The following is a 9,666-nucleotide window of genomic DNA, read 5'->3' as shown; positions in this document are numbered from 1 at the left end:
CGCGAGTAGCCGTACCTACCAAGGTACCGAACGTATCAAACAACTCTACAAATGTGAAAATGAAAATGATATCAAACAGACCAATATGCAAAGCTGCTTTCAAGTCTAACTGGCCTACAGCCAAATTACTGAAATCAGGAATCCAGTTGCCTGTTGTCAAGCTACTCAGATTCGTTACTCCCATCGGAATACCGATTAATGTAGTAGCTACGATCCCAATCAGCAATGCACCTTTAACCCGAACGACCATCAGTGCTGCGATAATAAGCAATCCGATTAGGGCCAGCAGTGCATCCTTTTGATGTACCAGACTTCCCAAAATCAAATTAAAAGCATGACCCGGAACCGGTTGACCAACATCTGTCCCTGGAACGATACTCACCATAACCAGATTACAAAGCTTGAAGCCGACAATCGTAATAAACAAGCCGATACCCACTGTAATAGCTGTCTTTAAATTTTCCGGAACCGCAACAAGCAGCATCTGTCTTACTCGTGTCACGGTTAAAATCAGAAAGACGATACCGGATATAAATACAGCGCCAAGTGCCGCTTGCCAAGTAATCATGCCATTAGAACTCAGGACTACAGTCATAAAATAAGCATTCAGGCCCATACCCGGCGCCATGCCGATCGGCACATTAACGAATAACCCCATCAGGATGGTAACCAAACCTGCACCTACGGCCGTCGCAAAAAAGACAGCTTCACTGGGCATACCCGCTCCAGTCGGACCTAAAAAGGTATTGTTGACCACCAAAATATAAGCCATGGTCATAAAAGTAGTAATCCCCGCTATAATTTCTGTGCGGACGTTCGTGCCATGTTCCTTTAATTTAAAGAAACGCTCCATGAGTCGTAATTCCTCCTACGCAAAGCATACTCGTATTGTTGTCGTTCGTTTGAAGTAATATTCGCATTCAATGCGCTATATTATTACATTCGTTATTTTAGGCTCTCACCTACTGCTTGTCAACAGAAAAAGCGAATGTTACAAATTAAACATATATGTATTGTTCGGAAAACAGAAAACCCGCAAGCTATTATGCAGCTAACGGGTTATCATTTAAGGGAATCAGATGTTTTTGTACTTATCAAATGCATTCGCTGTGTCTGGGATATTCTCCAGATAAACGATCTTACCTTCCGCATCCAGCCGGGCCTTGTCCACTCCAGTAAGTGTATAAACTTCGCCTGTTGCTTTTTTACCACACACTGCCCATTTGGTTTGATAGGTATCAGGTTCTCTGGGTACAGGTTTCCAACCTTCATACATATGCTTGATTTCGAGCGATCCCTCAAAGAACATATTCAAGAAGCTTTTCCAACTGTTCATACCTTGTTTTCGATCACCATTCAATACAAACTCAATCTTCTCAGAAAAAAGGCTAATTAATCGCTCTCTACTCTTCTCGTCATCTTTTGCTAAATCATAGTAGTGAAAATAATCTTCTAAAATCTTCATCGTGCGCAATTCCATTCGTGCTGTATATGTGTATTCATCCTTATGAGAAGGTTATTGCAATTTTTCCAACAGCATGGTGGGTTTCGCTTAAAGCGTGTGCATCATATAAGCCTTTTTGCGAAAAAGGAAACGTCGCTCCCACTACCGATCTTACTTTCTTTTGCTCCAACAGGTCGGCAATTTCCTGCAGTTGCTGTCCGTTGGGCTCCAGCCATATATTTTTGACCGTTACGTTGTACTCCTTTACCAGCTCTTCGTCAAAATTGCTCACAATGGATATGATCCGTCCAGTGCCCCTTTTCATTACCTTAAAGCTATTCTTCTGAACATCCCCGCCCATCGTATCGAACACCACGTCCACATCAGATAAAACTTCCTCAAAACGAGTTGTGTGATAGTCAATGATTTGGTCGGCTCCCAATGAAGCAAGCAATTCATGATTACGCTCACTGGCTGTAGTAATGACATAGGCTCCGGCTTGTTTGGCAAACTGAATAGCAAACATACCTACGCCACCTGCACCTGCGTGGATTAATACTTTTTCCCCTTTGGTCAGTTGACCATGTGTAAAAAGCGCCTGCCAAGCAGTCAACCCCGCCAAAGGTACAGAAGCGGCTTCCTCCCAAGAAATTGAGGCAGGTTTACGCGCCAACAGGTGATCATCCACCAAGGTATACTCGGCATAAGTACCGAACCGTGTGGTGTCCGGGCGTGCAAACACTTCATCTCCCACTTTCCAATCGGTGACCTCGCTGCCTACTTCCGAAATAGTGCCGGCTACATCCCAGCCTAAAATAATCGGGAACTCCCAATCCATCATTTGTTTTAAGTAACCTTCACGCAACTTCCAGTCAATTGGGTTGATGGAGGTAGCCGCCACTTTGACTACAACCTGATGAGCCAGTGGTGTAGGAGTAGGCACTTCTCTTTCTTTCAATTCATCCTTGCTTCCATACTGATCTATAACGATGGCTTTCATATTCATTTCCTCCTCACATTTATATATTCTTCACATTGTTAGACATACGCTGTAGTACATCTGTCAAAGCCACAATTTCCTCATCTGTAAACTTACATAGCAGCTTTTCCTGGAAGGCTTGTCTTTGCTCTGACAAAACTTGCAGCTCTTGAACCCCTAATTCGGTCAAACGTATATAGGTCACACGCTTATCCTGCTCTTTTTTACTACGTAAAATCAGACCTTCCTCTTCCAGCCTTCGTAGATGTCGAGTCACTGCTGCACCATCCAGAACGAGCAGATGTTGGAGCTCTAGCTGGCTTAGTTCCTGACGATGGTCAATATGATACAAAATTTCAACCTTGGTAAAACTGGTTTTTAACTGTGCTTCAAAAGCGTTATTCATTTCTTTACACAAAAGATGCATGCGATAAAACAACTGACTTTTTTCAGAGCAATGTTCGATGACAAACCATCCTCCTAATACTTGACCTATCAATTGATATATCAAGTATTATACACCCTCACTAAAAATAAACAAGTCCTGAGACAAGTCTATATAGACAAATCCTACAATTCAAGAATACTCAAGCTAAACAAATAGCCTGAGCATTCTTGAATTGTAGTTAAGGTCATTCGATGAAACGATGAAATAGTCCATACATTACAGTGTATTCATAAATCCGATAATACGAGCCGCCATCCGCTCGTGGCCTGCCTGATTCGGGTGCAGGCCGTCAGGGATACCATTTTCCCCTGTAAAGTACATCTGTTTATGCACAGGCAACAGTGGTTGAATTCCAGCGATATTCCACAGATCGCAGCACGGGAAAGAATACAGTGAGGCCACTTCTCTCACGGCCTGTGCATACGCGCTATAGACTTGACCTGTGATAGCATTAGGCAGATGCTCAGGAACGGTATCACTTGATCCGTGAGGCGGGGTCAAAAAGACGATCAGCTTGTCCGGGTAACGGTTAATTAATCCTTCGGCAATATGCTTGAGCGCACCATAAAACGTACGCGTTTCTGTCGATGGCGTATCCAAGCTACCGAACGATATTTCTCCCATCGAAAAATCGTTTCTTCCCCCCATAAAAAAGATCACGTCCGCATGAGGGTTCATTTTCTCATAACGCTCACACATCGGTTCAAAGCCACCGCTGGCTACACTGCTGCCGGATATGCCATGATTCTCAAAAGTTTGGAATCCTAATGCATCACTCACGAGGTGGGGGTATGGCTTTTCTCCATCACGTAATTCATATCCAAACGTAATACTATCGCCCAGGAATACGGCATGGCTACCTTGGTACTTGCCCTGATTATTTGTCAATCTAATTCCACTCCTACTCTATTAGATCGTATTATTGATTTCGATAAATTTATGTTCAATCGCTGTCATTTCGTGATTTGGCCGGGTTATTAAATATGTATCCATGTAGCCAAAGGTTGGGGGAGTGGGCAAATAGGATGTTACTTTGAATTGCCGCGCCAGCCTTTTGGACATAAGGGTGATTCCCATTCCCATCAAGGAAAATTCCACCATCGTATCAAACACACCGACCTCCACAACCTCGCCATGGGTCAATTGCATGTCCTGATACATCTTCTCTAAATACGTGAGGTACAGGCAGCCATCCGACAATATGATAATAGACGCTCCTTGGAGTACCTGTTTAAGATCCGAGCCTTCATGTATGCCTTTCCCCACCAGTACCAGTTCTTCACGGCATAATTTTTGATAATGAATATACGGGTTAGCGGGATACCCTGTAACAAAAGCAATATCGAGTTCGCCGCCAAGGATCAATCGCTCCATTTCCGTGGTGGTTCCGGTTTTTAATGTAACCGAAGCCTGCGGATACAGCTCATATACCTTCGTGAGCGCCCTCGTTGTTTCGCCCGCCACGATGGACTGCATGGTACCGATGCGCAGCTTTTCCTCCTGCGGTCTCATTTTCATCTCCGTGTCTTGCCACAGCAACAACATTTGCTTGAACTGAGCATATAAGATTTCTCCTGCAGGTGTCAGCTCCATACCCCGGGGCTTTCGGTAAAATAACGCTGTGCCGTAATGGGCCTCCAGCTTCTTTATTTTAGCCGTCATATTCGATTGCAGATGATTCAGCTTTTGGGCAGCTTCTGTCAGGCTTCTCAGCTCTGCCACCGAAACAAATGCCTGCATATTTTCAATATCCATCCCTTCACCTCCCATCAAATAAAATGATACCTATATCATAAACAAGCATTATTATTTATGAGTTAAGTGTATTATATTGACCTTGGACGCTACTTTCCACCCTCATTTAAAAATTAGGAGGTATGGCAACATGGTAATAAACAAGATTCGTGCAGGTATCGTAGGAGGTTCGATGAATAATAAATGGGCTAGTCAAACGCATATTCCGGCGTTGCTCAAGCACTCAAACCTGGATATCACTGCCGTCGGTACCTCCCGTATGGAGAGTGCACGACAAAGTGCAGAAGAAGTAGGGGCGGCACTGGCTTTTGATGATGCCAAAAAGCTCGCAGCTTCCGAGGATGTGGACATGGTCGTGGTGAGCGTAAAAGTTCCCCATCATTATGAGGCGGTGATGGCGGCAATTCAAGAGAGAAAGCATATTTTTTGTGAATGGCCCTTGGGGGCAAACACTGCGGAAGCTGCTGAAATGGTCAAGGCGGCGGCACTGGCAGGCATTCATCATACCGTCGGCTTGCAGGCACGGCAGGATCTTGAAGTGCAAACGATGAAAAAATTGGTGGAGAGCGGAGAGATTGGTGAAATTCTATCCTGTCATATGCAAGTAGCTACTTCCGGCAAAGGTGGACAAGTAAATCAGGACACTGCTTATTTGCTGAACAGAGCCAATGGCGCTAATCTGCTGACGATTAACGGCGGGCATTCTCTGGATGCGCTGCAATACATCGTTGGCGAATTCCGCGAGCTATCGGCCATCACATCATCTCGCTATAATGAAGTGACTATTCAGGAAACGGGTGAAGTCATTTCCAAGGATACAGCCGATCAGATTCTGATTCACGGACTATTGGAAAAGGGGGCGCCGATATCCGTTCACATTCAGGGCGGAGTGAATTCTAAGTTTGAGATAGAGATTCAGGGGAAAAAGGGCATTTTGCGTTTGACACAGAATCCTACGCTTGGGCATGTTCAATTTGGGAATCTGACACTCGAAAAACTTGCGTACGATCCAAGCAGTACGCAGAGTCATGGTCCTAATGGGGCGTTTGAACAAATAAGTGTAACTGCTGAGCCTGATGGCGGACTGGATTTTCCAAAACAAGGGGTAACCCTGAATGTAGCCAAGGCTCATCATGTATTTGCCGAGGATATTTTGACGGGCACCCGTCTCGCTCCTGATTTCAACCATGCCTTAAAGCTGCATCAGCTACTGGATCGCATCGAGGAATCGGCTGCAACCGGGAAAAAGATTGTATGGTAAGGTAGAATTATAGAAAAGAACATTCAGTACCACGATGATGTGGAATTGAATGTTCTTTATATTGTAATCAGTTAAAATCCTACTCCACTCGATGGTGGTAATGCAGTGGACCTTCCTCTAGAAAAATTACCTTTTTTTAATGAAGTCATGCATTCTCGACTTTTATCCTATCACCTTCAACCAAAATAACTTCCGCGTTGCTGATTGGATATAAATTTAATTGGCTGTCATATTCCTCAATGATGCTCTCCACCGCTTTTTTAAACGGGATGTTCGTATGGTGGGGGACTGGGTAGAATTCAATGATCCCGAGCGCAACAAAGGAATCCAAAGCAGGCGCTTCCTGCACATTGTCCATAAGTCGGGCATATTCGATATTCGGTGATAAAATCATCGAACCTGCCGATTCACCTATGTATAACTTCCCTGCATTAACTTCATCAGCAATGATTTTGTCAGCCCCGGTTCTTTTTAACTCTTGAAGTAAATAAAATGTGTTGCCTCCGGTAATATAAATATAGTCATTTTCTCTAATTTTACTCTCTATTTCATTCAATGGTGCTGTGCTGATTTCGATTTCATCCACGACTAATCCTAAATTCTCTAATGCTTTTTTCCCTGAATTCACATAAAACTTAACTTTCTCTGGAATACTCGCGGTTGGGATGAAGGTGACTTTTTTTCCTTCTAAGTTTTCACCAGCGAAATGGACTAAGCATGGTGCAACATCCTTAAATGAGGACGACAGAAATAATTTTTTCATCTCTTTATTCTCCTTAGAACAACGTTTAATGAAACGAGATATGTAACACTTTAATCTAGGTACATTATAAAATATATTAGTATCAAAACATGACACCATTAGAGCATGACATGAAAAGGAACTAGACGTTTAATTTGATACTTGATTTAAGCTATTTATAGCTTGAATCTAATAAAACCATATAAAAAAGGAGATACATTACCATTGAATAATATCTCCTTTTTTTAGCTTCATATTCCGTTTTGCAACCACAAATGACTTCATATCCCGTCCTTGCTTACCCCCGTAAAAAAGACTCCAACCGCATAGCGATACTTCGCCGATACGGAGGAGTCTTGATGTTGTATTGGTAAATCTTAAAGGTTCGTGGTTACAGGGCGGGAGTTCCCGCGTTTATTCCCACTCAATCGTTGCTGGTGGTTTGGAGGTGATATCGTACACGATACGATTCACGTTATCCACTTCGTTTACGATACGAACGGAGATTTTCTCCAGCACATCCCAAGGAATACGTGCCCAGTCAGCAGTCATACCGTCGATGGAGGTTACTGCACGAATACCTACGGTGTAAGAATACGTACGAGCATCGCCCATAACGCCAACACTCTTCATATTCGGCAAAGCGGTGAAGTATTGCCAGATTTCCCGGTCCAGACCGGCTTTAGCAATCTCCTCACGCAAAATGTAATCCGACTCACGAACAATGGTTAGCTTGTCCTCTGTCACTTCGCCCAGTACACGAATGGCAAGACCCGGACCTGGGAATGGTTGACGCCATACAATCTCAGCTGGCAGTCCACATTCTTCGCCGACTTTACGCACTTCGTCCTTGAACAGGGCATTCAACGGCTCGATCAGCTTGAACTTCATGTTCTCCGGCAAACCACCCACATTATGATGGGATTTAATGGTCTGTGCCGTTGCAGTTCCGCTCTCTACAATATCCGTATACAGCGTACCTTGTGCCAGGAAAGTAAAATCGTCAAATTGAGAAGATTCTTCCTCGAACACATAGATAAACTCGTTACCGATGATTTTACGTTTTTGTTCCGGATCATCGACTCCTGCCAGCTTGGACAAGAAGCGCTCACGTGCGTCAATTTTGACAACTTTCATATCAAATTTACCAACGAACGTTTCCATTACACTTTCGGCTTCACCTTTGCGCAGCAATCCATGGTCTATGAACATACACGTCAGTTGGTCACCGATCGCTTTGTGAATAAGCATCGCTACAACGGAAGAATCCACGCCACCACTTAAAGCACACAATACTTTTTTGTCGCCTACCTGTTGACGAATCTCGCGAATCTGATCTTCAATGAACGACTCCATCGTCCAGTTGCCTTCACAACCGCACACTTCATATAGGAAGTTGCTGATCATCTCGTTACCTTGAACGGAATGACGTACCTCTGGATGGAATTGCACCGCATACAGATTCCGCTCCAGGTTACTCATCGCGGCAATCGGCGCACTCTCTGTTCCTGCATCCAGTGTAAAGCCGGTTGGCAGATCTGTTACGTGATCCCCATGGCTCATCCATACGGTTTGACGAGAATCCAGTCCTTTAGCCAAGCGGGCATCCTGATTGAATTGCACGTCTGCTTTGCCATACTCACGCTTGCCCGCACGTTCTACCTTACCATCCAGTTGGTGAGCCATCAGCTGCATGCCATAACAAATACCAAAGATAGGAATGCCCAGGTCATAAATTGCCCGATCCACCTGAGGAGCATTGTCTGTATATACGCTGGAAGGTCCGCCTGAGAAAACAATCCCTTTTGGCGCCAGCTCTCTCAGCTTCTCCGCAGGCGTATTGTATGGAAGGAGCTCGCTATATACGCCGAGATCCCGAATTCTTCTTGCGATTAACTGGTTGTATTGTCCTCCAAAATCAAGAACTACAACGATTTCATTAGGCTTATTCATTACCGTGCCTCCCTCAATTGTTCGTTTCATTATACGCAACGATAAAACAAGACGTCAAGAAATCAACCGGAGTTGAGTGGGCATGAAAAGATTGTTAAAATGAATTGATTCTAAAATACTCAATCTGTTCGTAGGAGTGTAAACGATGGATGTGCTGAAGTGGATCGCGCAATTGTTCGAAGAATACGGCTACGGCGTCCTTTTTTTCGGCTTGCTGCTTGAGTTTATTGCTTTACCATTTCCCGGGGAAACCACCATGGCTTATGCGGGATATCTCTCCTATGCCGGTACCCTGGATTTCGGTAAACTGATGCTGCTAGCTTTTTTGGGCACGACCATCGGTATGACTATTACCTACTTTATCGGAAAGTGGGCTGGACTCCCCTTTATTCAGAAATATGGTAAATGGGTTTTGTTATCGCCGGACAAGCTTCAGAAAACACAAAAATGGTTTCAACGATATGGATACTGGCTTATTTTCCTTGGATATTTCATCCCCGGTGTCAGGCATTTTACCGGTTATTTTGCCGGAATTATTGTTCTTTCTTTCCGTAAATTTGTCTTATATGCTTACAGCGGCGCTTTATTCTGGGTCATCCTCTTTCTAAGCATCGGCAAGCTGTTTGGTCCCCAATGGGATGCCATTTTCCATTTGGTAGAGCTGTATGCACTGCGAATTGCGGGAGTCGTTGGGTTCATAATCCTGCTGTATATTATTTACCGGTGGAGAAGCTTCCTATTTAGCTCGCTACGCAAATCCGAAAAGTCGGTGAAAACCAGCAACAAGGATGACACGAAGTAATCAAACCCCGCACCTCCAGCCAAACCCAACGTACGCGGCTCCATCATTTCAATCGCCACCCCTGCACCAAGCATAGAACTCCGATGATTCCTTGACTCTACGCCGTCAGCATGCCCAACAATGGACCCTGTAAATACAATGGGGTCTCCCGTATTAATAATGTATCCAGACAAATGGCCCCTACCCCGCAAGCCAACTACCGCTTAATCCATAAGTAAAATCCCCAGCAACAAAAGACATACCAGTCCTCCCTTCACCGGAGCAAATCGCGAATGTCAGACT

General features: G+C 44.3%; 10 protein-coding genes (1 of these 10 only partly in view). 2 read left to right on the top strand and 8 right to left on the bottom strand.

The window, feature by feature from the left end; genetic code table 11:
- From NSQ57_RS04030 to NSQ57_RS04005, 6 genes are all read right to left on the bottom strand, one after another.
- A protein-coding gene (locus NSQ57_RS04030) for an NCS2 family permease (RefSeq protein WP_023987039.1) crosses the window boundary here: on the bottom strand, positions 1-853 show its 5' portion. It extends 518 nt beyond the left edge of the window; 853 of the gene's 1,371 nt are visible here — the first part of the coding sequence; its start codon is at positions 851-853; its stop codon lies off the left edge, out of view.
- 222 nt (positions 854-1,075) lie between these two features.
- Positions 1,076-1,465 (bottom strand): nuclear transport factor 2 family protein, encoded by a 390-nt coding sequence (locus tag NSQ57_RS04025; RefSeq protein ID WP_220027006.1) that lies wholly within the window; start codon positions 1,463-1,465, stop codon positions 1,076-1,078.
- Positions 1,466-1,505: 40 nt separating this feature from the next.
- Entirely contained in the window at positions 1,506-2,444 is a 939-nt protein-coding gene (locus NSQ57_RS04020) for an NADP-dependent oxidoreductase (RefSeq protein WP_341038746.1), read from the bottom strand.
- 19 nt (positions 2,445-2,463) lie between these two features.
- Positions 2,464-2,934, bottom strand: a complete 471-nt coding sequence (locus tag NSQ57_RS04015; RefSeq protein ID WP_039270704.1) for a MarR family transcriptional regulator — start codon at positions 2,932-2,934, stop codon at positions 2,464-2,466.
- Positions 2,935-3,087: 153 nt separating this feature from the next.
- The gene (locus tag NSQ57_RS04010; RefSeq protein WP_342425655.1) at positions 3,088-3,759 is read right to left on the bottom strand and encodes an SGNH/GDSL hydrolase family protein; all 672 of its coding nucleotides are present in this window, start codon (positions 3,757-3,759) and stop codon (positions 3,088-3,090) included.
- A 21-nt stretch (positions 3,760-3,780) separates the two neighbouring features.
- Positions 3,781-4,626 (bottom strand): LysR family transcriptional regulator, encoded by an 846-nt coding sequence (locus NSQ57_RS04005; protein WP_342425654.1) that lies wholly within the window; start codon positions 4,624-4,626, stop codon positions 3,781-3,783.
- A 130-nt stretch (positions 4,627-4,756) separates the two neighbouring features.
- Between NSQ57_RS04005 and NSQ57_RS04000 the strand changes: the two genes are divergently transcribed.
- On the top strand, positions 4,757-5,887 hold the full coding sequence (locus NSQ57_RS04000; protein ID WP_342425653.1) for a Gfo/Idh/MocA family oxidoreductase: 1,131 nt from the start codon (positions 4,757-4,759) through the stop codon (positions 5,885-5,887).
- Positions 5,888-6,032: 145 nt separating this feature from the next.
- Here NSQ57_RS04000 and NSQ57_RS03995 read toward each other — a convergent pair whose 3' ends face one another.
- Both NSQ57_RS03995 and guaA read right to left on the bottom strand, forming a co-directional pair.
- A complete protein-coding gene (locus tag NSQ57_RS03995) occupies positions 6,033-6,650 on the bottom strand; it encodes a Type 1 glutamine amidotransferase-like domain-containing protein (RefSeq protein WP_340931322.1) in 618 nt (205 codons plus the stop codon).
- A 393-nt stretch (positions 6,651-7,043) separates the two neighbouring features.
- Positions 7,044-8,582, bottom strand: a complete 1,539-nt coding sequence (gene guaA / locus NSQ57_RS03990) for a glutamine-hydrolyzing GMP synthase (protein ID WP_013308777.1) — start codon at positions 8,580-8,582, stop codon at positions 7,044-7,046.
- Positions 8,583-8,727: 145 nt separating this feature from the next.
- Between guaA and NSQ57_RS03985 the strand changes: the two genes are divergently transcribed.
- Entirely contained in the window at positions 8,728-9,384 is a 657-nt protein-coding gene (locus tag NSQ57_RS03985; RefSeq protein ID WP_029515749.1) for a DedA family protein, read from the top strand.
- Positions 9,385-9,666: the final 282 nt, after the last annotated feature.

The organism is Paenibacillus sp. FSL L8-0502 (assembly GCF_038593055.1).
GTDB classification, from domain to species: domain Bacteria; phylum Bacillota; class Bacilli; order Paenibacillales; family Paenibacillaceae; genus Paenibacillus; species Paenibacillus polymyxa_D.
Note: the sequence above shows the minus strand (reverse complement) of the source record. Positions and strands in the feature narration are given on the sequence as shown.

Bases quoted from the DNA above. Each gene is read 5' to 3' on its own strand.
- NSQ57_RS03995 (WP_340931322.1), bottom strand. From the start codon at position 6,650: ATGAAAAAATTATTTCTGTCGTCCTCATTTAAGGATGTTGCACCATGC.
- NSQ57_RS04025 (WP_220027006.1), bottom strand. From the start codon at position 1,465: ATGAAGATTTTAGAAGATTATTTTCACTACTATGATTTAGCAAAAGAT.
- NSQ57_RS03985 (WP_029515749.1), top strand. From the start codon at position 8,728: ATGGATGTGCTGAAGTGGATCGCGCAATTGTTCGAAGAATACGGCTAC.
- NSQ57_RS04005 (WP_342425654.1), bottom strand. From the start codon at position 4,626: ATGGATATTGAAAATATGCAGGCATTTGTTTCGGTGGCAGAGCTGAGA.
- guaA (WP_013308777.1), bottom strand. From the start codon at position 8,582: ATGAATAAGCCTAATGAAATCGTTGTAGTTCTTGATTTTGGAGGACAA.
- NSQ57_RS04000 (WP_342425653.1), top strand. From the start codon at position 4,757: ATGGTAATAAACAAGATTCGTGCAGGTATCGTAGGAGGTTCGATGAAT.
- NSQ57_RS04020 (WP_341038746.1), bottom strand. From the start codon at position 2,444: ATGAAAGCCATCGTTATAGATCAGTATGGAAGCAAGGATGAATTGAAA.